Source organism: Pseudomonas sp. St316, assembly GCF_018325905.1.
Lineage (GTDB): Bacteria > Pseudomonadota > Gammaproteobacteria > Pseudomonadales > Pseudomonadaceae > Aquipseudomonas.
Genome location: NZ_AP021901.1, coordinates 142641 through 168645 on the forward strand (window position 1 = coordinate 142641; position 26005 = coordinate 168645).

The window sequence follows — 26005 nt, forward strand, 5'->3', positions numbered from 1 at the left end:
ACCATGTCCAAGAAGATCTTTGTTACCGACACAATCCTGCGCGACGCCCACCAATCGCTGCTCGCCACTCGTATGCGCACCGAAGACATGCTGCCGATCTGCGACAAGCTCGACAAAGTCGGCTATTGGTCGCTGGAAGTGTGGGGCGGCGCGACATTCGACGCTTGCGTGCGCTTCCTGAAAGAAGACCCGTGGGAGCGCCTGCGCCAACTGCGCGCGGCGCTGCCCAACACCCGTTTGCAAATGCTCCTGCGCGGCCAGAATCTGCTGGGCTACCGCCATTACAGCGATGACGTGGTCAAGGCGTTCGTCGCCAAGGCCGCCGTCAACGGCATCGACGTGTTCCGTATTTTCGACGCGATGAACGACGTGCGTAACCTGAAGGTCGCCATCGAAGCCGTGAAGGCCGCCGGCAAGCACGCCCAGGGCACCATTGCCTACACCACCAGCCCGGTGCACACCATCGACGCGTTCGTGGCCCAAGCCAAGCAAATGGAAGCCATGGGTTGCGACTCGGTGGCGATCAAGGACATGGCCGGCCTGCTGACGCCGTACGCCACCGGCGAACTGGTCAAGGCGTTGAAAAGCGAACAGTCGCTGCCGATCTTTATCCACTCCCACGACACTGCCGGCCTGGCCGCGATGTGCCAGCTCAAGGCTGTCGAGAACGGCGCCGATCACATCGACACCGCGATCTCCAGCTTCGCCTGGGGCACCAGCCATCCGGGCACTGAATCAATGGTCGCGGCCCTCAAGGGCAGTGAGTTCGACACGGGGCTGGACCTGGAGCTGTTGCAGGAGATTGGCCTGTACTTCTATGCCGTGCGCAAGAAGTACCACCAGTTCGAAAGCGAGTTCACCGCGGTGGACACCCGCGTCCAGGTCAACCAGGTACCGGGCGGGATGATCTCCAACCTCGCCAACCAGTTGAAAGAGCAGGGCGCGTTGAACCGCATGAACGAAGTGCTGGCGGAGATCCCGCGCGTGCGCGAAGACCTCGGCTTCCCGCCGCTGGTGACCCCGACCTCGCAGATCGTCGGCACCCAGGCGTTCTTCAACGTGTTGGCCGGTGAGCGCTACAAGACCATCACCAACGAAGTGAAGCTCTATCTGCAGGGCGGCTACGGCAAGGCGCCAGGTTCGGTGAGCGAGAAGCTGCGCCGCCAGGCCATCGGCAGCGAAGAGGTGATCGATGTGCGTCCAGCCGATCTGCTCAAGCCGGAAATGACCAAGCTGCGCGGTGAAATCGGTGCACTGGCCAAGTCCGAAGAGGACGTGCTGACCTATGCCATGTTCCCGGACATCGGTCGCAAGTTCCTCGAAGAGCGCGAAGCCGGCACCCTGACCCCGGAAGTACTGCTGCCAATCCCCGAGGCAGGCAGCGTGAACTCTGCCGGCGGCGAAGGCGTGCCGACGGAATTTGTCATCGACGTCCACGGCGAAACTTACCGCGTCGACATCACCGGTGTGGGCGTCAAGGCCGAAGGCAAGCGTCACTTCTACCTCTCCATCGATGGCATGCCCGAAGAGGTCGTGTTCGAACCGCTCAATGAGTTTGTCGGCGGCGGCAGCAGCAAGCGCAAGCAGGCCACCGCGCCAGGCCACGTCAGCACCACCATGCCGGGCAACATCGTCGATGTGCTGGTCAAGGAAGGCGACGTGGTCAAGGCCGGCCAGGCAGTGCTGATCACCGAAGCCATGAAGATGGAAACCGAAGTGCAGGCGGCCATCGCCGGCAAGGTCAGCGCGATTCATGTGGCCAAGGGCGACCGGGTCAACCCGGGCGAGATCCTGATCGAGATCGAAGGCTGACTAAACAGCCTCGATACAACGTTTTAACCTCGGGGGGGCATGTGCTCCCCTTTTTTTTGCCTGTCAGAACATCATTCGCCACTGGCCCATCAGCGCCCCGTTGCGGTTGTCCTGCCCCGTTTCGCCGTTGTAGCTCAATCCCAGGGTATGGCGCGGTGATACGGCCAGGTCCAGCCCGACTTCCATGAGCAGGCTGTCACGGTCCAGTTCAAGGCCTTCGACGGTATAGATGCCACTTGCGCTAGCCATACGCTGGTGTGAGGTGCCCTTTACGTCGCCATACAGGTGCTTCCAGCCGACATCCAGTCGCGGCGTCAACCGCATGCCCCGGTCGAAAATCAAAGGGCGGGCGAGGCGCAGGCCGAGGTCGCTGCTGTAGTGCTCCTGTGCCTGGCCGTTGTACTGCAACGCGGCGTCCCCACCTTTTTCGGTATACGCGTCGCGTTGATAGCGCTGGTAACCCACTTGGACATAGGGTTCGATATCGAAATATCCAACATCCAGTTTGTAGCCGACCTGTCCAAAGACCTGCTGTGTCGTGGCATCGTAACGACCCTTCAGCCGATCCCTGAATCCGTTGAAGGCAACGTGGCGCTTGGTGCTGCCGTCATGGCTGCCATAGACAGCGCCCAGGCGCAGCGCCAGCGGCCCGTCCTGGCGCAAGGCGTACGCGCCTGCGAGCCAACTGTCCATGGCCCCGTCGAACTGATAACTGTCCATCCGCGTCTGGGTTTTGCTGCCGATGATGCCCAGCCGCCAATCGGGGCTGACGGCCCAGTCGGTTCCCAGCATCAGGCCTTTTGTCGAATGCTTGAGGGCATGACTGCCCAGTTGCCTGGCGAGGCTGCCGCTGTTGCCGATGGCCTGGACCCAGACTTGGCCGTTGTCGTACCCAGCCGCCGATTTTCTCTGGCTCATGGCCGAGAGCATTCCTGTGCGGATCGGGGTGATGCTGCTCAGGGTGGCGCTGCCGAGGTCGGCGATGTTGTAGCTGCCCAGTTGGTCGATGGCGTCAGCGACGGTAACCATATGGGTGCCGAGCAAGGCGTTTATGGCCGCGTTGGGTTTGGGGGCTGGCTCGATCGTCTGCACCTGGGTGACGGGCTTGGGGTGGGCGCTGGAAACAACTTTTGGCGGCTCGACGGACTTTGATGCAGGGCGATCGGCTGGTGGCTCAAGGGCAGGAGAGGCGGTAGGTGGTGAGGTGATGAAGCGTTCCGGTTGCAATGGTTTGGTCTGTTCGGATTGCAAGATGGCGTCTAAGACACGTTGGCCATTATCAGTGGGCGCGATTTCATTGAGCGGAACATCTTTGAGCGTGAGCGTCAGTCCGACTTGTTTCATGGCGCTGTAGTCAGGTGTCGCGGTCACTAAGGCGAGCTCGTTGACGACTTTCCCGAATTCCCCATCGATGTTTTCCGCCTGGATCACGATGTGTTTTCCCGCGCCGATGGACTCGCCTGGCAGCGACGTAATTTTCAGCGTCGCGCTGCCTAGCGTCGCGGTGCCGCCGACTTTGATCGTGCTACTGCCGCTGTCTGGATAGATGCCATAGAGCAGCGTTGCGCCTTGCGACAGTTCAAGGTTCTTCTTGATCGTAGGAGCCCCGTTTGCAGGGTCGACCTGCAACAGACCGTCCTTCACGTTCAGTGCGTCGACTGTGCCATTGCCGCTGAAACTGCCGGTCTCGTTCACGAAGACAGACTTGCCCACGCCTCCTTCGTTATGAAACTGGCCGGCAACGTGTACCTCGGCACTCATTTGACCGAGATTGCGAAATTGCGAGCCTGCTTCTACCAGGCCTTTACTGAACCGGGTGGTGCGCGATGATTCGCCCTCCAATGTTGTGAACTTGGGTGGCTTGCTGGGCGCCTTGGTCGAATGAGTGGGTTGGGTTTCTTTCTGGAGCGCTGTTTCAGAGGGGAGCGTCGTAGCGTCATCAGTCGATTGCCGGGCCATCGAAACATCGGCGCAACCGAGTACCAAGGCAATTGCCAGGGCGAGGCGTTGGGGTGGGTAGACATGTTGGGTAGACATCGAAGTGCGGCCTCTCGTGGAGTGAGTCCGCACTTTAAAAAATCAATCCGGAACGCGATGCCGGCCATCTCCTCGCGGTAAGCAAGACACGCAGGATGAGATCTGTAGGTTGCCGATGCTGCGATCAGCGTGTTGTCTCGTTGGCTTTCATGGCCCGAAGCTTTGCCCTACAACCGGCATGGACCTTTCTACCTTCCTTCACCCTGTGGGAGCGAGCTTGCTCGCGATGACGGTGGTCCAGTCACATGGATGTTGGGCTTGTTGGCCTCATCGCGAGCAAGCTCGCTCCCACAGGGGGTCTTTGCCGGACATGAATGTGGTGTCCACTGAAGAGTGATGTGGAGCCACAGGTACATTTAGCGGGGCCAGTATTTCGGTTGTGTGCAGCTTTGCGAGCTTACTCAACGATTATTCAGATACGCCTTCCCATAATGCCGCTCCATCCGCGCCTGGATCAGCTCCAGCGCAATGGACATCAACCAGTAAATAATCGCCGCCGTCGTCAGCATCTCGATATAGCGATAACTGGACCGACCATAAGACTGCGCCAAAAACATCACTTCCCAGACCCCCATCACCGAGATCAGGGAGGAGTCCTTGAGCATCGAGATGAATTGATTGGTGGTCGGCGGGATGATGGTGCGCATCGCCTGGGGCAGGGTGACGCGCCAGAAGATCACGGTTTCGCTCAAGCCCAGCGCCAGCGAGGCTTCGCGTTGGCCGTTGGGGACGCCGAGGATGCCGGCGCGGAAGATTTCGCTCAGGTAGGCGCCGTAATTCAGCGACAGGGCGATGATCCCGGCGGCGATGGCGCCGGGAACCACGCCCAGTTGCGGTAGGCCCAGGTAGATCAGCAAGATCTGGATCAGCAGCGGGGTGCCACGGAAGAAGGATGCGTAGAAACTGGCGATGCCGAACGCCACGGCGCTTTTGGACAACCGCGCCAGGGCAGTGACAAAGCCCAGCAACGACGACGCGACGATCGAGCACAGGCACAGAAACAGCGTCAGCACCGCGCCTTGCAGAAAGCCATTGGGAGCCAGGTGCACGCCCACCAGGTTCGGCAGTTTGTCGAGGATGATGGAGAACTTCAGGTCGAAGCTCAGGAAAAAACTCGCGAACAGCACCAGCATCGCCGCCCAGGTCAGGTACAGCCGGGTGCGAAAGCCGAAGATTTTTTGCAGACGCGACTCAGCCACCGGGTGCGGTGGCCGAGACGGAGACGGAAAAGAGGTCATTGGGTGATGTCGGCGCCGATCCATTTCTGCGAGAGTTTGCTCAAGGTGCCGTCCTGTTTCAACTGTGCGAAGACTTCACGCACCTTGGCGTCCCACTGGGCGTCGCCCTTTTCGATGGCCACCGAGTTCGGTTCGGAATAGAGGGCATTGCCCGCCAGTTTGAAACGCTTGTCTTCGGTCAGGCGTGGCTGCGCGGTCACCAGGTTGGTCAGCACCGCATCCAAACGCACCCCGGCGCCCAGGCCAAGGTCCTGGAACGCTACGTTGTCGGTGTCGTACGGGGCGATCTGCACGTTCTCGAAGGGGTAGCTCAGGCGGGTGTCTTCAGCGCCTTCGATCACCAGGTTCTTGTTCAGGTAACTCTCGTAGCTGGACGCGCTGGTGAGGCCGACTTTCTTGCCGCTCAGGTCTTTGGCGCCGTGGATGCTATCGTCCTTGGCGTTGACCACGATCACCGCTGGCGAGGCGTAATACTGCACCGGGAAATCGAACACTTCGGCGCGGGCCTTGCTCGGCGTCATGGAGCAGATGCAGATGTCATAGCGCCCGCTCCAGTGCCCGGCAGCGATCACGTCCCAGGACGGTGTTTCCAGGCGCAGCTTCACGCCCAGCTTTTCAGCGACTGCTTTGGCGACATCTACGTCAAAACCGTCGAGTTGGTTCTGATCGTTCAGGAAAGAGAAGGGCGGGTAGCTTTCCATCAATACACCGACCAGTTCTTTTTTCTGTTCGATGCGATCCAGGGTGGTGCCGGCGAAGGCTTGCGACGAAGCGGCCAGCAGGGTCAGGCCCAGGGCCAGCAATGGTTGTAGTTTCACGTGAAGTCCCTGGTAGAAAAATAAGTTGTAGTTAGCCGATTGGTGCGTATTAAATAGTTATAAGAACAACTCCGGTAGTGAGTATTTTTCATAAGCTTATGAGTGAATCGCATATGGGCTCAGCAACGACAGTCATTCTCGATGGCGGCATGGGCCGCGAACTTCAACGCCGGGGCGCGCCGTTCCGACAGCCCGAGTGGTCGGCCCTGGCCTTGAGCGAAGCGCCTCAGGCCGTAGAGGCCGTGCATGCAGCCTACATCGCCAGCGGCGCCAATGTAATCACCAGCAACAGCTACGCCGTAGTGCCGTTTCACATTGGTGAAGCGCGCTTCGCTGCAGAAGGCCAGGCCCTGGCCGCGCTGGCGGGAGAGCTGGCGCGGCGGGCGGTGCAAGCTTCAGGCAAAGCGGTACGGGTGGCCGGGTCGCTGCCGCCGTTGTTCGGTTCCTATCGGCCCGATCTGTTCGACGCTTCCCGTGCCAGTGAGCTGTTGACGCCATTGGTGACCGGCCTGGCGCCCCATGTCGACCTGTGGTTGGCCGAAACCCAAAGCTCGACGATTGAAGCGCGGGCCATTCACGCCGGGCTGCCCAAGGATGGCAAGCCGTTCTGGCTGTCGTTTACCTTGAAAGATGAAGACACCGATGAAGTGCCGCGCCTGCGCTCCGGTGAGCCGGTGGCGGATGCCGCGGCGGTCGCCGCCGAGCTCGGCGTCGAGACCCTGCTGTTCAACTGCAGCCAGCCGGAAGTGATCGGCGCGGCGATTGATGCCGCTCGGGAAACCTTCGAGCACCTGGGGGTGAAGATCCACATTGGTGCCTACGCCAACGCCTTCCCACCACAGCCGAAGGAAGCGACGGCCAACGATGGCCTGGATCCACTGCGCGAAGACCTCGATCCACCGGGCTACCTGCAGTGGGCGGCGGATTGGCGCCAGCGTGGGGCCAGCCACCTGGGCGGTTGCTGCGGGATCGGGCCAGAGCACATCGCGGTGTTGGCGCAAAAGCTGACCTGAACCCATTGAAGCCGACATGGCGGCTTACACATTCTCGCCCTCGCCATACATATGTATGTCATCGCTGATCGGATGAGGCGATAGGTTCCCGGTTCCTCAACAACAACCGGGACCTATCCTTGAAACCCATCAGCCTGTTACCTAACGGTACTCGATTTCAACCGCATAAATTCGCCGATCCATGGCTCGGTCAATGGGGCCTCACCGGTGACGCGCAAGTGCAGGTCACCTACCAAGAGGTCGTGACAGTCGACTCGGCCGCTGAACGCAAGACCGCCTCGGTTCCGTTGCGCGACGCCGTCACCCAAGGCTTTCTGATCGCTCATCAAAGCAGCGCCTCCTCCTCGGCTTTTTCGCCGCGCGAGGGTTGGGTGTATCCCCACCGAAGCCACCTGTCCCTGGACTTCTCTTCACTGCGGGCCCACGGCAAAGCCCTCTCGCCAGATGTCCTGCAGCAACTGCAAGCGGGCATTGCGCCTGGCTATCAAGGCATCGGACATGCCGTCATCACCGAGGTGGATGCCCAGGGCAATCTGCTCGGCGCCCGTGAAAAAGAGCAACTCAAGCAATTGGACCTCCTGGACGCCAATCAGGTGAAACTGGCCCGGCTGTTCGCCGCGCTTCCAACGTTCGACACGGTGCTCAAGAGCCTGTTGGTCAGTCGACTCAAGGCAAGGATTCCCGCGGGGAAATTCCGTGCATCGGCGCTTGAGCACATGGACCCGGACCACTGCTACGTGAATCACTTCGCCGTCGATGCGCTGGGCACGCGTTCGTTGACGTCCTCGCAGCGTTTCAGCGACGTCATGTCGAGCAGCCTGACAACCGATACACCGCCGATCTACACGGCCGGTGGCGTGGGGTTCTTCACCCGTCCGGATACCGTGCAAGAGGCTGACAGCCTGTTTGCCAGCCCACTGGATCGCAAGACCGCAGCCACCCTGGAGTCGGTCTTCTACATCGCCGAACCGGTTACCAACGAAAGCTTCAAGCATCAGTTCCTTGAAGACTTGCTCACGTTTCGCCAGAGCAAAAGCGTAGGGGCCGCGCGCGATGCGCCGAGCCCCTCCACGGCAGAGGCGGCGCTTGCTCATCTGCTGGCCCGACGCTTCATGTCCCTGTTTGATCTGTACAAGGTTGATCGGGATCCGGCCTTGCAACTGACCCCGGATGAGCGCGTCCTGCAACACGATGAGGACCGCCTGCTGGACCTCATCACCACCCATCCCAGCCAGGCGGACAGAAACCGCCTGTTGCGGGCGCCCATTCCCCATGTCTACGCCGTGATGCTCGACATGGATACCGCGGCGCCGTGCAAATGGCCCGCGGCAATGGTTATCAAGCGCGCGGACCAGCCTGCTTTGTTCCTCTATTCACTGGAAGGGGGAATACAGAAGTTTCGCTCCTTCCAGGACCTGGTCAAGAAAACCAGCCCGGTCTACGCGGGGCAAAAACGCATGATCCGGGATGTGTCCACTGAACTGGCCGGGCATGTCTTTGAAACCGCGGCGGATGACCTGTTGCAGTTCCAAAGCGCCGCGCTGGAAGCGTTTCTGAATGCGCCGGCGAACGAAACGCTCGCCTTGCCCGCCTTTGCCCTGGCTGTCGATGATGCGCTCGACCTGCCCATGCTGTCCCTTGCCGGGCCGCTGGCCGTGCGCCAGCAAACCCTGGTTGAAGCCAATCGCCCCGACTTCTTCAAAAAGGCGACCTCTTCGCAGCAATCCCATTACCGCAATCTGGAACTGCTGGTATTGGATGCCGCCTATGCCTTGGCGGGTAGCGATATCAAGACGTTGTTGCAGTTCACCCGCCAGAAGATCAGGCAATACCTGCAAAAAACCGTGCACCCGGACATCGACCCGGATCCGGACCAGACCCTGGTCACTTTTTTCTATGGAAAATCGGCCAACCCAAGGCAGTCCCGTGTCACCAGCCTGACCCAGTTGCTGCTCGATAACCTGCGGCCGTCCCAGCACCCGAACGCCATGAGGGAAGTGTGGAGCGCCTACGTCGTGGATTCAGACGGTGATCGTCTCCGCAACCCGGTCAATGGTTATTTTGTCACGCTGAGCGGGCACCAACTGGCCAGGATGGTGACGAGCATCGATGCCGGTGGACGTTATGAAGCCATGCTCAGGGAGCAAATGAACACACCTGCCTACAAGAAGGCCTGGCGGACAGCGTATCTGGCGAATCTGAAATTCAAGGGCTATGAGGCCTCGCTCAAGGGCGACGCGGTGTTCAAGAGCACGCTTGTCGACAAGGCGCTCAACCCACCAAAACCGGCAAAGCAACTCGCCCTCTGGCTGGACGCCGTCCTGCGCGCGTCATCGGCTGAGGCGCGTACGCCGGTCATGGGGCGCCGGGTGCATGTCTACGGCCTGGTACTGGGCGGCAGCATGGCCGCCGCAGGCCAGCACGGGCACATGGGCAATGCGGTCAGTATCAACGGTGCCCTGATGTTCTCCGATCAGCTGGGGCCGTCGATCAAGGGCACCGTGGGCGTCTATTTTCCCGATAGCCCCGAGGGTGAGGATTTCCACGAGTTTACCGACTTGAGCGAGGGTATTGCCGAGTTGTTGCCACGGGAAGACTGGCAGGCCTATTTCCGTTCACGCATCTCTACCAATGACCCGGCGCAGATAAAACGTACCTTGGGGCAACAAGGCGGCCGTCCATTGATTCGCGGTGCGTTGATCACCGGCGATCTGCTTGAAGCCCTTCATCGGGCCCACGTCGACTTTCACAGCGCCCATGCCGATCACCGCTCCAGCAGCAACCGCGACGTGCGTCATCAAACCTATGGCAGGCTCGGGCAAATGGTGATCGAGATTGTCATGGAGCTGGCCGGTATGTTCCTGGCGCCGGGTTTCCAGATGCTCAAGAGCGCCATCAAGACTGGCTTGCTGGTGTACCGGACAGGGGCGATCCCACTGAACCTCAAGACCCTGGCATTTGTGCATGCCGTGGCAAACCATGGTGGGTGGCGTCTTACCCGGGGCACGGCCGTGTCCACCCGCGGTCAATCGTTTTTCCGGGCGGTGACGGCTCGCCAGCTTAAGGATGAAGCCATGACCGGGTTGCCATTGGACATGGCGATCTATGGTCCTTATGCCGTGACGGATGCCTCGGTGATCGCCGGACTGACCGCAGATGCGCGAGGCTTCTATCGCGCCACGATCAGCCATGCAGCCACCGGTGCTGTGACAGCTCGCCCCGTGTACGTGCGACAACCCGACGGCACGGTGTTTCGGGTGCACGACCATACCAAGCTCGATGCCACTGAAGCCACCTTGGTGAGCCCGATGACCGGGTTGACGATCCGCGCCAGCGGGGTGATGCGCAGCACCGTGGCCCGGATGGCCGACGGGGAGTGGCGTGCCGTGGGCTTTGGCCGTGGAGGTGGTAAACGGCCGGGGGATCCAGACCCGCAGCCGGGGCCTTCGAAGCCCAAGATCGCGGCGCTCTCGTCTACCGTCCTGTCCGAGCAGATTCGGACCCCCGGCACCTGGAATAACCAGCTGATGGACCTGATTCCGTCGCTCATGCCCCGTCTCTCCAGCTGGCCACAAAACCGGAGCCTGCTGGTCATCAATCGCCAGACGCCGGAACAGCTCTGGTCGGTGCGTTTCAGCCCCGGGCAGGAAGAAACCATCTATCCGATGGATATCCACCCGGAGAGAGTCGATACGGACATCGTCCTGATTCGCATGACCCAGGACCATTACAGCGTGGAGCTGGGGGGTAGAACCGTGGAGATTCCGGGCGATGGCGATTGCTTCTTCAATGCCGTCACCCGCGGGTTGAACGAAGGGCAAGCCGGGGAAGCGTTCTCGATGCAGGGCTTGCGCAACGAAGTGGCTGACTATATCGCCCGGCATCCCCATATCGGCCAATACGTGGCGCCGTTACCCAGTCGGACCCAGCAGGCGCTCGCCGAGAATGCCCCTTCGCTGGACAACCTATTGGGCCCTGCGGCGGTGCTCGATTTGACCCGGATCGTGTATGGCGCGCCCAACCCCCATGGCCTGTTCCAGCCGACCTTGCATTACCTGGACCTGCATGCAAATAACACGGTGCGTCAGGCAATCACCGCAGCCCCGTCCTCCAGGTTACCGCCGGAAATCCTCCAGCAAGTCGGGCGTATCTTGTCGCAGCGACCTCCGGCCAGATTGATGCCCAGCGTCAACACGCCTTTTTCCGGGCAGGAAAGGCAGTCGATGCAACACCTGTTCGAAGACATCCTGCTGGGCCCTGCTGACAATGGGCTGATCCAGCAGCTGCTCGATGACCCGTTCCTGCTGATTTCCAGCGATGTGGCGCATATCCTGCTCGAATATGGCGTGACCGCAAGACAACTGGTCGACCACCATCCGAGGAACAGCTCGGCCTACATCCTGTACGAAGAAGCGCTGCACGGTCATCTGGACGAGGACCAGATGGAGGCGCTGCTCGATGGGGCTTACCTGGTCAATAGCGACGACCTGGATGATGTCAAGGACCTGCTGGTGGCTGATGCCGGCAGGTACGTCAATGACACTTCGCAGCTGTTCGACCACTTCATCTACACGGACATGGCCGAACGGACCGTCGATTTGTTCAAGACCGCTCTTCGCCGTTTCCCCCACTTGTTGAGGCGGGCGAATCTGCTTTTCAGGTCGCCTGTCCTCTCGCACAACCTGGGCGGCCTGTTGCGCGTGAGTGAAGTAGCCAGGTGGATACGTAACCCCGCCCTGTCCGACCTGCGGTTCCAGCTCATCGCGGAGTATGCCAGCACCCGCTACAGCGAATTGCAACGCATGGAAAGCATCGACCTCGATTGGATGCAGCTGTTTGACGACCGAAACCTGCGCAGTATCGTCACGCATCAAGAGCAACTGGCGGATTTCCTGACATTCCTGGGGGGCGCCTGGGGGAACGCCAGGGACAGCGATATACCGGCTGTGGCCAAACTGTTCAGCTTTGCGGGGCAGCTTCCGTCCAACGACAGGGTCGCCTTGCTGTTCGCCACCCCGAATCTCTGGGGCGCCCTGCAGAAACTTCGGCAGGATTACGCCAGCCAGATCTGGGCCGACCTGATTGGACCGCATTTCAGTGATGCCACCATCGGCAAGGTACTCGCCCAGTCTGGGTCACTGAATTCGGAGTTGCATCTTGCCGTTGCCTTGAGAAGCAGCCTCGAACCGGAGGAGTTTCGCGCGAACCAGATCATGCAACGGCTGCTCTCGATCGGCCAGCGTCGGGCCCAGCAGTATCTCTACAACTTCGATTTCCCGACCAATCGCCTGGGGCATAGCCGTCTGGATTTCGCCGTGTACGTGGAAAGCCATCTGGTCATACCGGACTGGGCCTGGCAGTACGCAAGGCGTGGCGTCACCCCGGAATCGCTCAAGAAAATTGGCGAGGTGAAGCCGAAACCGGAGTGAAGATCATTGTTGTAATGGAGGGGCGGTGGCTGTGCTGCCGCCATCGCGAGCAGGCTCGCTCCCACAAAGGATTTGCGGTGTTTTACCGGATTTGTAGACACCCCTGACCCTTGTGGGAGCGGGCTTGCTCGCGATGGCGGACCGTCAGTCCTCCACCTGCGCCCGGCACTCCACCAGGCTTCGCACCTGGCCGCCCTCGCGCTGGTTTTCGTCGCTCAACCAACGCTCGAACCCCGCACCAATGGCGGGCCATTCCGAGTCCAGCATCGAGTACCAGGCCGTATCGCGGTTCTGTCCCTTGACCACCATGTGCTGGCGGAACACCCCTTCGAACGTGAAGCCCAGCCGTTCGGCGGCGTATCTGGAGCGGGCGTTGGCGTTGTTGCACTTCCATTCCAGGCGGCGATAACCCAGGGCGAAGGACTCCTTGGCCAGCAGATAAACCGCCTCGGTGCTTTTCGGTGAGCGCTGCATCGGTGCACCGAAGGTCACGTGGCCGATCTCGATGCGGCCCTGGGCCGGTACGATGGACATCAGGCTGAGAATGCCCTGCACGTCGCCGCTGGCACGGTCGATCACGGTGAAGAAATACGGGTCGGCATTGGCCGCATGATTGTGCAGCCAGGCACCGAAAGCGTCGCGATCCTTGAAGGGCCCGTAGGGCAAGTAATCCCAGAGCTTCGGGTCGGCGCCGGGGCCTTCGAGGGCTTGCCACAGGCCATCGGCATGACGCGCCGGATCGAGTTTTTCCAGGCGGATGAAGCGCCCTTCGATCAGTTGCGTAGACGGTGCGGGGACACCTTTCCAATCGGCGAGTGAAGTCGACATGCTGCGCTCCTTAAAGGGCTTTGCGAAATTGAATGTAGCCTGGGCGTTCGGCGATGCGCTCGTAGAGTTGGATCGCCGTGGCGTTGGTTTCGTGGGTCAACCAGTGCACCTTGCAGCAACCGTCGGCCTTGGCGGTGGCATAGACGAACTCGATCAACTGGCGACCCACGCCACTGCCACGGGTGTGTTCGGCCACCAACAAGTCTTGCAGGTAGCAGGAGTTCTCGATGCTCCAGTTCGAACGGTGATAGATGAAGTGCACCAGGCCCACCGCCGTGTCGCCGTTCCAGGCCAGGGCCCCGTGGGTCGGCTCGCGGTCATCGAGCAGGCGTTGCCAGGTGCTCTGGCTCACCGCCTCCGGCAACTCGGTGTTGTAGAACCGCAGGTAGGCCTGCCATAACGGCAGCCAGGCGGCGTGATCGTCGGCGCTGACGCGGCGGATTTCGACTGGGTTCATGTTCACTCCTTGGGCGATAGGTCTGGCATCAGGCGTGCGAGCGCCTGGTCCTGTGGATCGGGGCTGGCGGTGAGCCCGTTGCGTACGCCGGCGACATCCATCGGGCTGCGGTTCTGGTTGAGCTTGCGTTTGCCTTCCAGGCGCTGGATGGGCAAGGCGAAACCGACGATCGCCTTGAGCATGCTGTCGATGTACTCAGCCGGTGCATCATCGATTGTCCAGGGCTGGGCGCGGCCGGTTTCGTGGCGGTCGGTGAGGGCGGCGACCAGGTTGCGCAGGCGATGTGGGTCGCTGAACACCTCGGCGCAGCCATAGGCGTGTACCGCCAGGTAATTCCAGGTCGGCACGACTTTGCCGTGTTCGGCCTTGCTGGAGTAGAAGCTTGGGCTCACGTAGGCATCGGCCCCGCTGAAGACCACCAGGGCTTCGGCGCCGGCTTCCAGGTCGCGCCATTGTGGATTGGCCCGGGCCATGTGCCCGTACAGGCTCCCATTGGGACCTTGTCGCGGGTCCAGCAACAACGGCAAGTGGCTGGCCTGCAAGCCGTGTTCACCCTGCGTGATCAATACGGCCAGGCGGCAGTCCCCCATCATGCTATGCAGCTGGGGCAGGTCTTCGACGGCAAAGGCTTTAGGGGTGTACATGACGATTTTCCTTGGCGAATGCGAGCATCCTAGGCAGGCTATTGGTCTGTTGTAAGAGCCACTTTCAGTCAATTTCACAGGTCCATTTTCGGGAGCTGTCATGAACAACGCCGTGCCGCCACTGTCGTTCAACCCCGCTGGCATCGAGCTCGATCGCCGCCAGGGGCTCAGCCGTCAGCTTTACCAGGCCTTGCGGGCCCGGGTACTGGACGGGCGCCTGGCGAGCGGCACGCGCCTGCCGGCCAGTCGTGACCTGGCGGCGGCCTTGTCGATTTCGCGCAACAGTGTGGTGCGCGCCTACGACCAGCTCTACGCCGAGGGTTTCATCGAAGGACGGGTCGGTGACGGGACTTATGTGGCGAAACTGTCCTCGACGACACTGCCGCTGAAAAACATATCCACAAAACTATCCACAGGGTTTTCAACAGGCTTACCCACAGCCTTATCCACAGATTGGCTCGATTTACCTGTGGGCCCATCCAGTAAAGTTATCCACAGCGACGGCTTGAATCGTGTTGAAAAGCACCATTTGCCCCAGCCCCCAGCGGTCCGCCGCGAGCGTTCAGGGTCGGTGTCCCGGCTTTCGATCTGTTCCCTTTCGACGTCTGGGCCAAGCTGAATGCGGCTTTCTGGCGCAAGCCGGATCTGCAACAGCTGTGTTATGGCGATCCTCAAGGCGATGCACGCTTGCGCGGCCTGATCGCCGCTTACCTACGCAGTTCCCGGGGCCTGCACTGCACCGCTGAACAAATTGTGATCACCAGCGGTGCCCAGCAGGGCATTAGCCTTTGTGCACAGCTGCTGGTCGACCCAGGTGACGTCGTGGCGGTGGAGAACCCCGGCTATCGCGCCGCCGGGCATGCGTTTGCGGTCGCCGGTGCTGAAGTAACAGGCGTGCCGGTGGATAACGATGGCCTCGATTGCACGGCGCTGGGGTTGTTGAGCCATTGTCGGCTGGCCTATGTCACACCGTCCCATCAGTATCCGAGCGGGGTGGTCATGAGCCTGGCACGGCGGCTGGAGCTGTTGGCCTGGGCCGAGCGCAACGACGGCTGGATTGTCGAAGATGACTACGACGGCGAATACCGTTACAGCGGCGCGCCGCTGGCGCCTTTGGCGGCGCTGGATCGCCAGGGCCGCGTGCTTTATGTCGGTACGTTCGGCAAAGTGGCTTTTCCGGCCTTGCGCCTGGGCTATTTGGTGTTGCCGCCGGGTTTGGTCAACGCCTTCGCCCGACGTCGCGCCGTGGATGTGCGCCACTCTGAAGTCAGTACCCAGGCGGTGATGGCCGAATTCATGGCGGCGGGGCATTTCCAGCGGCACATCCGGCGCATGCGCCGGGCCGCCCTGGCCCGGCGTGACGCACTGCTGGCCGGCTGGCCGAAAGCAGTGGCGGGCGTTGGGCTCATGCCCACGGTCGTGGCCGGGTTGCATGTCACCGTGCCGGTGGACAGTGTCGAGCGCGAGCAGCAGTTGATCGGCCAAGCCACCCAGGCCGGGATCGAAATCAACGGCTTGAGTGGTTATTGGTTGCCCACCACCACTACGCCAGTGCGAGCCGGGCTGGTGCTGGGGTTCGCGGCCGTCCCGCCAGCGGCGATAGGCACGGCGCTGGCGAGCCTGGCAGAGGCCTGGAAACCAGGAGGCTGAGCGCCTGGCACAATCCCTGTGGGAGCTGAGCTTGCTCGCGATAGCGGTGTAACAGACAACAGGGATATTGACTGGAAGGGCCTCATCGCGAGCAAGCTTCGCTCCCACATTGGATCTGTGGTGTTCACGACTTTCCGGCTCAACTCTGGGGCCCTGTGGGAGCTGAGCTTGCTCGCGATAGCGGTGTAACAGACAACAGAGATATTGACTGGAAGGGCCTCATCGCGAGCAAGCTCGCTCCCACAGAGCCAGGCCCTGAGCGTTATGTCGGTCGCTTTGGAAAGAACACTTCCCTGGCCTGATCCACCGCAATTTCGCTGCGGTAAAGATCAATCAGTTGACGCTGGGTGAGCTCCTGGGTGGCGTTGGCGCTCGTTCCCTTGCTGACTTGCTCCGGTGTTTTCAAGCGCCCGGAAAGGTAGGCGTGGGCGGGGGTCCAGTCGGTTGAGTAACGGAAATCGGCGAACCACAGCGTTTTATTTTCCTTCACGTCCTTGATCTCATACCGGTCGAGATAGCCGTGAAGCGGGCCTTTGTTTTTTTGTCGGTTCTTTAGTTTGGTGATGGAGAGACGGTTGCGGCTTTTAAGCCATATGACGCCATCCATGGTCGGAGAGCGATGCTTGATGACATTCAGCACGGCATCGAAGGCTTCTTCATAAAGGGTCTTCGCTTGGGTCTTGAGTTCCGTACGCAGGGCTTCGGCCGTGCGCTTTTGTTTTACTGAAACTTCAACGGTTTCATTCGAGGCACTGTCTATCGCCTTTTTGATTGCAATGCCGACTTTCTCCATCCTGTTTGCATGAGCGTTCAGAATCATCCCCAGACCGGTGGGCGATCGGCCTGGCGCATTCATGTGCTCCTCGACCTGCGTCTGGAACGCCGCCAGTCCGTCGATCAGGGCTTGGCCCTTCGCGAGGCTGACGGCCAGGGGCGGGACGATCTGTGGCGTATCGGTGAGCGCATGGGGCACCCACTCACCCGTTCCCTTGCGGTGGAAGGTGGCGATGATCTTGTCTGTGACCGGGTTCTTCACATCGACCCAATCGGTTTCTTCCTGCATTTTCGTTAAACGAGGTTCACCGCTGACAAGGCCCCAAAAACGGGCCCTGATGAATTTCTTCCTGAACCTGGGGCGTGGCTCGTAAGGGTTGCCCAAGCTGCGCCGGTTGCTTCTCTCGTCGAGGGCCTGGGCCAGATGCAGCAATGCCCGTTTTTTCAGGCCGCCGATCTGCTTGCTCAGCCGATTGAGTTCGGCCGGGCGGGCGCTGTCCTTGTATTCAGTGCCCACGTATTCGAGTTGTTCTTCAAGGGCCGTGAACTGTTCGGTGAGGCTGCCAAATGCATCAATTTGCTCATCCAGGCGGATCACGCTGCGTTCCTCAATGGCATCGTGCAGGCTTTGGAAGGCAATCGTGGCGCTATCAACCAGTTGGTTAATGACGGCCCAGCCTTCGGGCATGGTATGGACGCTCTCGAGCGACAGGCAGAGGTGGCGATACATGTCCAACTGGATAAGCCGAATACCGTCGCTTTTGTAGGTCGGCATTCTTCCACGGTGCTGGCGGATAAACTCAAAACCTTCACGCCCCAGTACCTTGAGCCTGGAAAAACGAGTCTCCATGTAATCCAGGCGCTCGTTCATGGCCTCGCCCACCCGGATCATGTTTTCGGCTGCATCGACGTGCTGTTGCTCCATGACCGCGACGTCGATGGTGGCCATGTCCATGGCTGTTCTGAGGGCTGGGGTAAAGCGCTCTTTCAGCGCGTCTATTTCTTCGAACGTGAAGTTGATCTGTGCGTTCAGGTAGCCAAGCCTGGCTTTGGGAGCGTCGGGTCTTGATTGGAAGACGGGCCATTGAGTCAGTATGTTCAACGCTTCTTCGTAGCTTTCGCGCTGGGTTTTCAAGGTGCTCAGGTAAACGTTGCGCTTGATCTCCCTGGCGGGGCCCGAGGCGCTGTTCAGCTCTTGCGCGTTCATGGTCAGCAGCGCCTGGTGCTCCGGTTTTTTTTCTTCAAAGTGGTTCAGTTCGGCCAGTAGTTGAACGCTGCGGCGGTGAGTGTCGGCGATGACTTTTTGCATCGCGCCTTTTGATCCGCTGCCGCGCAGGCGCAGGCGGTTGTCGATATGCCAGTGGTCGTGTGTATCCAACCGCAGAGGCGGGCCCAGGCGCGAGGGATCCTTGCCGTCGACGATGCAGACCTTCTCGCCCACCATCGTCACGTTGAACCATTTGTTTTCCACTTTGGCGTACCTCAGCCCCTGTCGTTCATAGAGCCCTTTGAGCATGCCATCGGCATGGGGTTGCCCTGGATTTTCGGGGGCCTCGACGCTGAACGTCTCAAGGTGCTTGGCACCCTCTGCCGATTTGCCCGTCAAGGCACCGCTGGAGTGGATGGATGCATAGTGCTCGGTGGACAGTTCCTTGCCGGTGGAGGGTGTGAGTTTTTCAATGGTGAGCTTGGGTTTTACCAGCTCGACTGGCTTCTCTATCACCTCCGGCGCCGCTGCTCTACGACTGCGGGTGCCTTCCCTGGCATGGTCGATAGCGTGAGAGGTGATGGCCATGGCCAGGTTCAGCAACAAGTCGACGAACGCCTCCCATGTGGCCTGCTCGTTGGCGTGTTCGCTGTCCTGCATCAGCGTTTCAATGTCATCCAGAATTTGCCAGAACCAGACGGCAGTCCCCACGGCAGCGCCCAGGTAAGGCAGGGCCAGGTTGAAAATCAACCAGCCGGCCTGCTTGAAAGTGCTCCAGCGGGTTTCGCTGTTGGAGACCGATTGCCGATCTGCAAGCTCGACCAGGGCATTGGCATTGGCCTTGAACAACACCGGCAGGAAGTCGGGCCCCAGGGTTTCTTCGCTCAAACCGACAGGGGCACTGTTGAGCAATGACGCAAAGGGGTCCGTCACAAACTCAACGATGATCCAGGGCGAGGGCAGGGGACCCGAAAAGATGTATCGGCTGTAATTGCTGCGCACTTCATCGGGCAGCCAGGCCAGGACCGATTGGCGCAACTCAGGGGTTTGCCTGATCGCATACAACAGGTTGCTGGAGGAGGGGTACTGGCACAGTTGCGGCTCAAGCAACGGCCGATAAAGCAGGCAGGGACCGGCGTCTGGATTCTTCGGACCGATCACGAACATATTGGTCACGATGTCTTCGGCAGGGAGCAGTTGCTGTTTGGATATGAACGCCAGCCTGCGCAGGACGATGGGTTGTCCGTCGACCTTGCGATCGGCTTCCTCGGGCTCCATCAGTGCGGCGACATAACGGTAACCCCGTTCGTCGATGTTCCCGTGCCCACGCATCTTTCCCTCCAGCGCCAGCATGGGCAGTTGAATGCGCAATTGGGAGGTGTACAACTCTTCGCGGCGGGCCGATTCGCTGGGATCGTCGAGCAGTTTGCGCTTCACCAGATCGGGATAGACGCGACCGATATCGATTTTGGTGATGAGGCTTTCGACGTAGTCGGTCGTCATCCAGGTGGGCAACACCTTGCCGTCCAGGGACCTGAGGGTTTTGTTGCCCAGGGGCAGTGCAATCAGGTTTTGCAAGGCCAGCTCAACGAGATTGAAGCGGGTGGTGTCAAATTTGCCCGGAACGATAAACGAACCCCAGGCCACGAGGCTGCGTATCTGGATCTCGATGTTCTCCGGGTCGAGGGTTGCGGCGTCGGCATGGTCCGCTTGCATCTGCTGCTTGAGGGCGTTCAACGCAAACGCCCGGATAGGCGCAATACCGTCCAGGTAAGTCTTGCCAGCATGGGAACTGCTCAACGCCGACAGGTTTTTCATGTTCTGTGCGAACAGAATCTGATCGGAAACCGACGCTGCCAGCAGCCAGTCGGGTATTTTTTTTTCGAACCATGTCGCGCCGAGGCCTTTATCTTCGTCCAGCCCGCTGGTCACTGGCTGTTCGTTCTCGGTGGATTCGATTTTTTCCAGAGCGGGCGTACCAAGGATCTTGACCTGCATGGCGATCAACCCGCAGGCCTTGTGATCGAAAATGTTGCCGGCGGGTTCATACAGCCGCCACTGGATTTTCTTGCGCAACGAGGTGTCCAGTTGCGTCGGGAGAAATTGCCCCAGCGCTTGCTGCGACTCGAATTTTTTGTAGCCGTCGCGCAGCGAGTACGCAAGGATGACGTCTTTGCTGGAGATCGTTCCGATCAGTACCACCAGCGAGTTTTCGTTCAGGCGATACAGCTCGGTCCCGTCAACTTCATCGATGTCGATCAGGTACGCGTGAGTGTCGTAGCGATCATGTTGCTTGCGGTCCTCCAGGTCGGGGTAAAGGAACAATTGCCGGGCCATGTTGCATTCAGTCGCCGTCCAGCCATTGACCTCATTGACGTCCCAGATCTTGCGCAGCGTTCTGGAGAGTTCATGCCAGCGTGGGCCGGATGTGCCCACTGGAGCGTTCCAGTACGCCAATTGTTGTTCTTGGCAGGCGCTCAACATGACGGGCTCCAGTTCGTTGATCAGTGCCCCGATCTGTTCGATCCGCACCGGTAGGTGCACTTCCGGGGTTCTGATCGGTAGCTGGGTCAGAAAGTGCACGCCTTCGATCAGCAGGGTCGATTCGCTCACGCCCACTCGTTCGGCCACCATATCGCTAAGGGTTTCGTAGCGAGTGGGCAGTTCCACGATTTCGCCGTCGATAATGTCCCAGCGAGGTTCGCCAACAACCGTGTTGCGCGGATCGAGGTCCAATGTCGGATACATTTTCTTGAGGGCCCTGCGCAGGAGCACAGCGGCGACTTCCGGGGAGGTGGGGCCTGCGAGGAGCTGATTGAACACAGCATTCTTGAGGCTGGCCTCGGGTGTAGCGTTCGTGGTTGTAGAGGTTCTGGTCATCTGACGCTCCCTGTCTTGCGAGAGGTGGAATCCCCACCGCTGAATGCGTTGGGGATTCCATGCTAGGGAGGGACAAGACAGGGAAGGTGGTAACTATGTATATGCCCAGCAAACCTTGTGGCGAGGGGATTTAGCGAGCCGTCGCACCGCCCCGCTGAGGCTGCAAGGCTTTCTCCTCGCCACAGGCGTATCTACTGCCCGGATTTGATCCGGGTCCAGGCCCGTGTCCGTGCCCGTTCGGCATCCCTGGGCAATGGTTGCAAGGTGTAAAGCGTGGCCATCGCCGCCTCGGTCGGGTACAGGTTGGGATTGCCGCGGATCGCCGGGTCGACCATTTCCGTGGCGTCTTTGTTCGGGTTCGGGTAGCCGACGAAATCACTGACCGGCGCGATCACCTGCGGCTGCAACAAGTAGTTGATGAAGGTGTAGGCGTCGTTCGGGTTTTTCGCCCCCTTGGGGATGGCGAGCATGTCGAACCAGATCGGCGCGCCTTCCTTGGGCAGGCGCATGTCCACCGTCACGCCATTCTTGGCTTCCTTGGCGCGGTTGGCCGCCTGGGAGAAGCTGCCGGAGTAACCGACGGCTACGCAGATGTCGCCGTTGGCGATGTCGGCCATGTACTTGGACGAATGGAAATAGGTGATGTACGGCCGGATCTTCAGCAACAACGCCTCGGCCTTGGCATAGTCCGCTGGCTTCTTGCTGTTGGGGTCCAGGCCCAGGTGCTGCAAGGCCAGCGGCAGGATCTCCGAGGGTGAATCGAGCAGCGCCACGCCGCACTGCTTGAGCTTGCTGATGTTCTCTTCCTTGAAGATCAGGTCCCAGCTGTCCACCGGCGCGTTATCACCCAGGGCCGCCTTGACCTTGTCCGGGTTGAAGCCGATCAGGATGGTGCCGTACATGTAGGGCACGGCGAACTTGTTGCCCGGGTCGTTGGCTTCGATCAGCTTCATCAGCTTGGGATCGAGGTGGTTCCAGTTCGGCAGCTTGTTGCGGTCCAGGGGTTGGAATACCCCGGCCTCGATCTGCTTGGCCAGGAACACGTTGGACGGTACCACCACGTCATAGCCGGAATTACCCGTCAGCAGCTTGGCCTCCAGGGCCTCGTTGGTGTCGAAGATGTCGTAGACCAGCTTGACCTGGCTGTTCTGCGCCTTGAAATCGTCCAGGGCCTTGGGCGTGATGTAGTCGAACCAGTTGTAGACGCGCAAGGTGCGCTCCTCGGCCTGGACCGCGCCGCTAAGCAGCGCGGCGCACAGGGCCGGGGCCATTAAACGCTTGAGTCTGTTCATGCTGTTATTCCTCATGGGGCGCTTTGGAAACCTTCAAGAACGTTCACGGCATTGATGCCGATTTCTGCCACCGCGTAGCCGCCTTCCATCACGAACAGCGTCGGTTTGCCGAGCGCCGCGATGCGCTTGCCCATCGCCAGGTAGTCCGGGCTGTCGAGCTTGAATTGCGAGATGGGGTCGTCCTTGAAGGTGTCCACGCCCAGGGACACGACGATGACATCGGCACCGTAGCCCTGGATTTGCCCGCAGGCCTGCTCCAGCGCCGCGCTCCAGGTGTCCCAGCCTGAGCCGGCCGGCAAAGGGTAGTTGAAGTTGAAACCCTCGCCTTCACCCTCACCCTGCTCATCCGCATAACCCAGGAAAAACGGAAACTCCGCCTCCGGATGACCATGGATCGACGCGAACAACACATCGCTGCGCCCGTAGAAAATCGATTGGGTGCCGTTGCCGTGGTGGTAATCCACATCGAGGATCGCGACCTTCTTATGACCCTGGTCGAGAAAGGCCTGGGCGGCGATGGCGGCGTTGTTCAAGTAGCAATAACCGCCCATCAAATCGCCAGCGGCGTGGTGCCCCGGCGGACGGCACAACGCAAAGGCACCGCGCGCCCCGCGTTGGATGTCCGCCTGGGCGGTCAGGGCGACTTGCGCAGCGCTGTAAGCCGCCTGCCAAGTGCCGGCGGTAATCGGCGCGCCACCGTCGAAACTGTAATAACCCAGTTGGCCGTGCAGGCTCGTCGGTATGACCGTGCGCAAGGTCCGCGCCGGCCAGGTGTAGGGCAACAAATCACCGTCGCGGTTGTACTTGGCCCAACGGTCCCAGGCGCCTTTGAAGAATTCCAGGTACGCCGCGCTGTGAATGCGCTGGATCGGCCCCAGGCCAAAATCCAGCGGCGCCTCCACCGGCCCCAACGCCTGCGCCTTGACCCGCGCCAACACATGATCGGCCCGGGACGGCATTTCGAAGCAAGGCATTAATTGCCCATCCATCAACTCGCAGCGCCCGTGGTGCAGGTGGTGATCATCTGAATAGATCGTCAGCATTTTTGTTCTCCGCAAGGCTGATCCGGTAGCTCACAGTCTTGCGGTGCGCGGGGGGTTTGGAGAACGGCAGGAGAGGCCAAAAGGGGATCGAAATGGCCAAAAGGTTTGACCGTAAATCGCCCCTTGTTGGCGCGGGTGTGCGCGGGGTTGGGGCATGGAGGTTTGTGTGGAACCCGCATTGAGCTCGATACCTCAACTCACCGGCTTTCGCCTGAGGCGGTCAGCATTGATAGATTGATTAAAAACGCACTTTATATTTTAAGGGGCTACTTATTATTAGGAAATCGTATATAAAACTGTCATTTCTGACAGTGCTTAAGTTTATAAATGTTTTCTAGTCTATCTGGCAATGGTCATCAGGCAACATGAATGGAGCCAGCATGAAGAGTAAAAGCACACCCGATGCAGATAAAGCACCTGAACAGACAAAAGGAGCCCCTGGGCCTTCCCTCATAATCCAACCAGGAATCTATAAAATATATTCATTTTTAAGCAACTACAAACTAGTCGACATGGCCCTAAACGAAGATAGTCAAGGTAGACACAATGTTAAATTACATGACGACAGTAATGCGCCGGAAGCCACATGGCACATTAAGTATAATGGCAACGGAGAACATTGGATCGCCAATGGACGATACCAAGCAAGGGTAGTCCGGGTCTACGATGGAAATGTAATTACCTCCCCCTTGCAGGGTAGCATGGGCCCGGAATTTTATTGGATATTCAAGGATGCAGGTTCCGGAGGTTTTTTCTATATCCAAAACAAACGCTACGGCACAGTAATGGATGTAAGGGGGGGGCAAACAGCGAACAATACCAACATTATCGACTACGCTTATGGTGGAACGGAAAATCAAAGATTTAGATTGTGGAGAATAGGAGACACTCCTGGCTGAAGCCATACACATGAAGGATATGCCAGGCTCTGTACGAAACTCTTCGAACCCATTCCAACTGTGTGAACCCAGGATCCAGTAAAGTTCGCGACCATCGAAGGCAGGAGTCTCCGAAGGCAAAGCGATACAAACTCCCTGATGAGTCCTGTTGGTGGAAAAGAGATTGGAATAGAAAAAGGCATATCGAATTGATATGCCTTTTTCTTTGCTCTGGTTGCTAGCGCGGGTCGACTTTATCCAGCACTCAATTCGCTAGCAATTAACTCAGTTCAATCAGTTGCTCAATACCTGTGGGAGCGAGCTTGCTCGCGATTGCATTGTATCAGCCACATCGCAGTTGACTGACACACCGCCATCGCGAGCAAGCTCGCTCCCACACTGGATCTTGGTATTCATCAAATAGCTGTCCAAGCCCAGCCCCCTTATGGGAGCGGGCTTGGGTATCAGGCAGAGGCTGCGCCAACCCCCACCGTGGTACGCAACCGCCCTTCCAACCGGCGCTTGAGCCCGCGGGATTCGATCAGCAGTTTCGAACCCTTGCTGGCGTTCGCCCGGCCCCATTCTTCCAGCAACTCCAGGCACGAGTGGTCGATGTAGCTCAGGTTATTGAGCGGCACATGCACGGTCGAGCCCGTCGGTATGCTGCCCAGCACTTGGGTCAGCGCCGGCACCTTGAGGAAGGTCGCCGCCCCGACCAGGCGCAGCTCCATCTCGCCTTCCCGGGGCAGGTCGATCAGGCTGATTTTCAGTCGCGAGGCTTTCCAGGCAAGCTTCGCCAGGGTCAGGCCGAAACCGATCAGCACGCCGGTCAGCAGGTCGGTGAAGATGATCGCCAGTGCCGTGGCGGCGTAGGTGAACATCGGCATCCGGCCATAGCGGCCCAGGCTGCGAAACGCCTTGAGGTCCACCAGTTTGAAACCGGTGTACACCAGCACACCCGCCAGGCTCGCCACCGGAATGCTTTGCAGCACGCTGGATAGCAACAGCACGAAGAGCAACAACCACAGGCCGTGGAAAATCGTCGACATGCGCGTGGTGGCACCGGCCTGGACGTTGGCCGAGCTGCGCACGATCACGCCGGTCATTGGCAAGGCGCCGAGCAGGCCGCAGAGCATGTTGCCGATACCTTGCGCCGACAGTTCCCGGTCGAAGTCTGCACGTTCACCGCTGTGCATGCGATCCACGGCGGCGGCTGACAGCAGGGTTTCGGCACTGGCAATGAAGGCGACCGCGAACGCGGCGATCAGCAGTGTCGGGTCGGCCAGGTTCAACAGGTCCGCCGGGCGCAGCCAGTCAATGGCTTCGGCGAGGTTCTCGGGGACTTCCACACGTTTGACCTGCAAGGCCAACATCAGGCTGGCGATGGTCGCCAGGCCTACGCCAAGCAAGGCGCCTGGAATGAAGCGCAGGCTGTGGGGACGAAATTTTTCCCACAGCCACATCACCGCAATCGTCGACAACCCGAGCAGGCCGGCCTGCCAGCCCAAGGATGGCAAGGCCTGGGCCACTGCCGCCGGGAACGCCGCCAGGTTATCCAGCCCTGACGGCTTGGGCGCGGCGTCGAGCATCACGTGGACTTGGGACAACACGATCAGCACGCCGATACCCGCGAGCATCCCGTACACCACCGCAGGTGCGGTGACCCGGAACCAGCAGCCGAGGCGAAAGCGCCCGGCCAACAATTGCAGCAGACCGGCCAGCAGCAGGATCGGCCCGAGCATTGCCACGCCATGTTGGCGCACCAACTCGAAGACCAACACCGCCAACCCAGCGGCCGGGCCACTGACTTGCAGTTTCGAACCGGCCAGGAAACCCACCACCAAACCACCGATGATCCCAGTGATCAGGCCTTTGGCCGGTGGCAGGCCGGAGGCGATGGCAATGCCCATGCACAAGGGCAGCGCCACCAGGAAAACAACCACCGAAGCCAGCAGCTCCCGTGGCAGAACAGCTTTTAATTGAGCAGCACGCATGGCGACTCTCC

14 protein-coding genes and 1 pseudogene are annotated in these 26005 nt (G+C 59.9%); 5 read left to right on the forward strand and 10 right to left on the reverse strand.

The genetic code is table 11. The annotated features are described in order from the left end of the window. The first annotated feature begins 3 nt into the window (after positions 1-3). Positions 4-1812, forward strand: coding sequence for a sodium-extruding oxaloacetate decarboxylase subunit alpha (gene oadA / locus KI237_RS00680; RefSeq protein ID WP_212798380.1), 1809 nt, complete (start codon positions 4-6; stop codon positions 1810-1812). A 63-nt stretch (positions 1813-1875) separates the two neighbouring features. Here oadA and KI237_RS00685 read toward each other — a convergent pair whose 3' ends face one another. The 3 genes from KI237_RS00685 to KI237_RS00695 all read right to left on the reverse strand — a co-directional run bounded on the left by KI237_RS00685 (position 1876) and on the right by KI237_RS00695 (position 5905). Next, positions 1876-3849: an autotransporter domain-containing protein gene (locus tag KI237_RS00685; protein WP_212798381.1), complete on the reverse strand. Its 1974-nt coding sequence runs from the start codon at positions 3847-3849 to the stop codon at positions 1876-1878. Positions 3850-4250: 401 nt separating this feature from the next. Further along, positions 4251-5087: an amino acid ABC transporter permease gene (locus KI237_RS00690; RefSeq protein ID WP_212798382.1), complete on the reverse strand. Its 837-nt coding sequence runs from the start codon at positions 5085-5087 to the stop codon at positions 4251-4253. Further along, positions 5084-5905 carry an ABC transporter substrate-binding protein gene (locus KI237_RS00695; protein ID WP_212798383.1) on the reverse strand — a complete coding sequence of 274 codons (822 nt, stop codon included), beginning with the start codon at positions 5903-5905 and terminating at the stop codon, positions 5084-5086. The genes KI237_RS00690 and KI237_RS00695 overlap by 4 nt, the downstream gene beginning before the upstream one ends. A 113-nt stretch (positions 5906-6018) precedes the next feature. On the opposite strand from KI237_RS00695, the gene KI237_RS00700 reads away from it, so the two are divergent. Together KI237_RS00700 and KI237_RS00705 are read left to right on the forward strand one after the other, a co-directional pair. Continuing rightward, positions 6019-6918: a homocysteine S-methyltransferase family protein gene (locus KI237_RS00700; RefSeq protein ID WP_212798384.1), complete on the forward strand. Its 900-nt coding sequence runs from the start codon at positions 6019-6021 to the stop codon at positions 6916-6918. A gap of 119 nt (positions 6919-7037) precedes the next feature. Beyond that, entirely contained in the window at positions 7038-12347 is a 5310-nt protein-coding gene (locus KI237_RS00705) for an OTU domain-containing protein (protein ID WP_249410681.1), read from the forward strand. A gap of 144 nt (positions 12348-12491) precedes the next feature. On the opposite strand, the gene KI237_RS00710 is transcribed toward KI237_RS00705, so the two are convergent. From KI237_RS00710 to KI237_RS00720, 3 genes are read right to left on the reverse strand one after another with little or no spacing between them, the layout of a single operon-like run. After that, positions 12492-13175, reverse strand: coding sequence for a GNAT family N-acetyltransferase (locus KI237_RS00710; RefSeq protein WP_212798385.1), 684 nt, complete (start codon positions 13173-13175; stop codon positions 12492-12494). A gap of 10 nt (positions 13176-13185) precedes the next feature. Beyond that, complete coding sequence (locus KI237_RS00715) at positions 13186-13632, reverse strand: GNAT family N-acetyltransferase (RefSeq protein ID WP_212798386.1); 447 nt, start codon at positions 13630-13632, stop codon at positions 13186-13188. Positions 13633-13634: 2 nt separating this feature from the next. Further along, positions 13635-14276, reverse strand: coding sequence for an FMN-binding negative transcriptional regulator (locus KI237_RS00720; protein ID WP_212798387.1), 642 nt, complete (start codon positions 14274-14276; stop codon positions 13635-13637). A gap of 100 nt (positions 14277-14376) precedes the next feature. Between KI237_RS00720 and pdxR the strand changes: the two are divergent. Next, positions 14377-15926: pseudogene (gene pdxR / locus KI237_RS00725) on the forward strand (MocR-like pyridoxine biosynthesis transcription factor PdxR). A gap of 262 nt (positions 15927-16188) precedes the next feature. Here the strand turns inward: pdxR and KI237_RS00730 are convergent. The 3 genes from KI237_RS00730 to KI237_RS00740 all read right to left on the reverse strand — a co-directional run bounded on the left by KI237_RS00730 (position 16189) and on the right by KI237_RS00740 (position 23122). Further along, positions 16189-20787 carry a dermonecrotic toxin domain-containing protein gene (locus KI237_RS00730; RefSeq protein ID WP_212798388.1) on the reverse strand — a complete coding sequence of 1533 codons (4599 nt, stop codon included), beginning with the start codon at positions 20785-20787 and terminating at the stop codon, positions 16189-16191. Between the two features lie 191 nt (positions 20788-20978). Further along, complete coding sequence (locus tag KI237_RS00735; protein WP_212798389.1) at positions 20979-22079, reverse strand: polyamine ABC transporter substrate-binding protein; 1101 nt, start codon at positions 22077-22079, stop codon at positions 20979-20981. Between the two features lie 11 nt (positions 22080-22090). After that, positions 22091-23122, reverse strand: coding sequence for a histone deacetylase family protein (locus KI237_RS00740; RefSeq protein WP_212798390.1), 1032 nt, complete (start codon positions 23120-23122; stop codon positions 22091-22093). 380 nt (positions 23123-23502) lie between these two features. Here KI237_RS00740 and KI237_RS00745 point away from each other — a divergent pair, with 380 nt between their 5' ends. Continuing rightward, positions 23503-24021: an RICIN domain-containing protein gene (locus tag KI237_RS00745; RefSeq protein WP_212798391.1), complete on the forward strand. Its 519-nt coding sequence runs from the start codon at positions 23503-23505 to the stop codon at positions 24019-24021. A gap of 443 nt (positions 24022-24464) precedes the next feature. On the opposite strand, the gene KI237_RS00750 is transcribed toward KI237_RS00745, so the two are convergent. Further along, on the reverse strand, positions 24465-25994 hold the full coding sequence (locus tag KI237_RS00750) for a SulP family inorganic anion transporter (RefSeq protein ID WP_212798392.1): 1530 nt from the start codon (positions 25992-25994) through the stop codon (positions 24465-24467). Between the last annotated feature and the right edge of the window lie 11 nt (positions 25995-26005).

Coding starts and splice junctions, on each gene's coding strand:
- oadA (WP_212798380.1), top strand. CDS start 4: ATGTCCAAGAAGATCTTTGTTACCGACACAATCCTGCGCGACGCCCAC.
- KI237_RS00685 (WP_212798381.1), bottom strand. CDS start 3,849: ATGTCTACCCAACATGTCTACCCACCCCAACGCCTCGCCCTGGCAATT.
- KI237_RS00690 (WP_212798382.1), bottom strand. CDS start 5,087: ATGACCTCTTTTCCGTCTCCGTCTCGGCCACCGCACCCGGTGGCTGAG.
- KI237_RS00700 (WP_212798384.1), top strand. CDS start 6,019: ATGGGCTCAGCAACGACAGTCATTCTCGATGGCGGCATGGGCCGCGAA.
- KI237_RS00710 (WP_212798385.1), bottom strand. CDS start 13,175: ATGTCGACTTCACTCGCCGATTGGAAAGGTGTCCCCGCACCGTCTACG.
- KI237_RS00715 (WP_212798386.1), bottom strand. CDS start 13,632: ATGAACCCAGTCGAAATCCGCCGCGTCAGCGCCGACGATCACGCCGCC.
- KI237_RS00720 (WP_212798387.1), bottom strand. CDS start 14,276: ATGTACACCCCTAAAGCCTTTGCCGTCGAAGACCTGCCCCAGCTGCAT.
- KI237_RS00730 (WP_212798388.1), bottom strand. CDS start 20,787: ATGACCAGAACCTCTACAACCACGAACGCTACACCCGAGGCCAGCCTC.
- KI237_RS00735 (WP_212798389.1), bottom strand. CDS start 22,079: ATGAACAGACTCAAGCGTTTAATGGCCCCGGCCCTGTGCGCCGCGCTG.
- KI237_RS00740 (WP_212798390.1), bottom strand. CDS start 23,122: ATGCTGACGATCTATTCAGATGATCACCACCTGCACCACGGGCGCTGC.
- KI237_RS00745 (WP_212798391.1), top strand. CDS start 23,503: ATGAAGAGTAAAAGCACACCCGATGCAGATAAAGCACCTGAACAGACA.
- KI237_RS00750 (WP_212798392.1), bottom strand. CDS start 25,994: ATGCGTGCTGCTCAATTAAAAGCTGTTCTGCCACGGGAGCTGCTGGCT.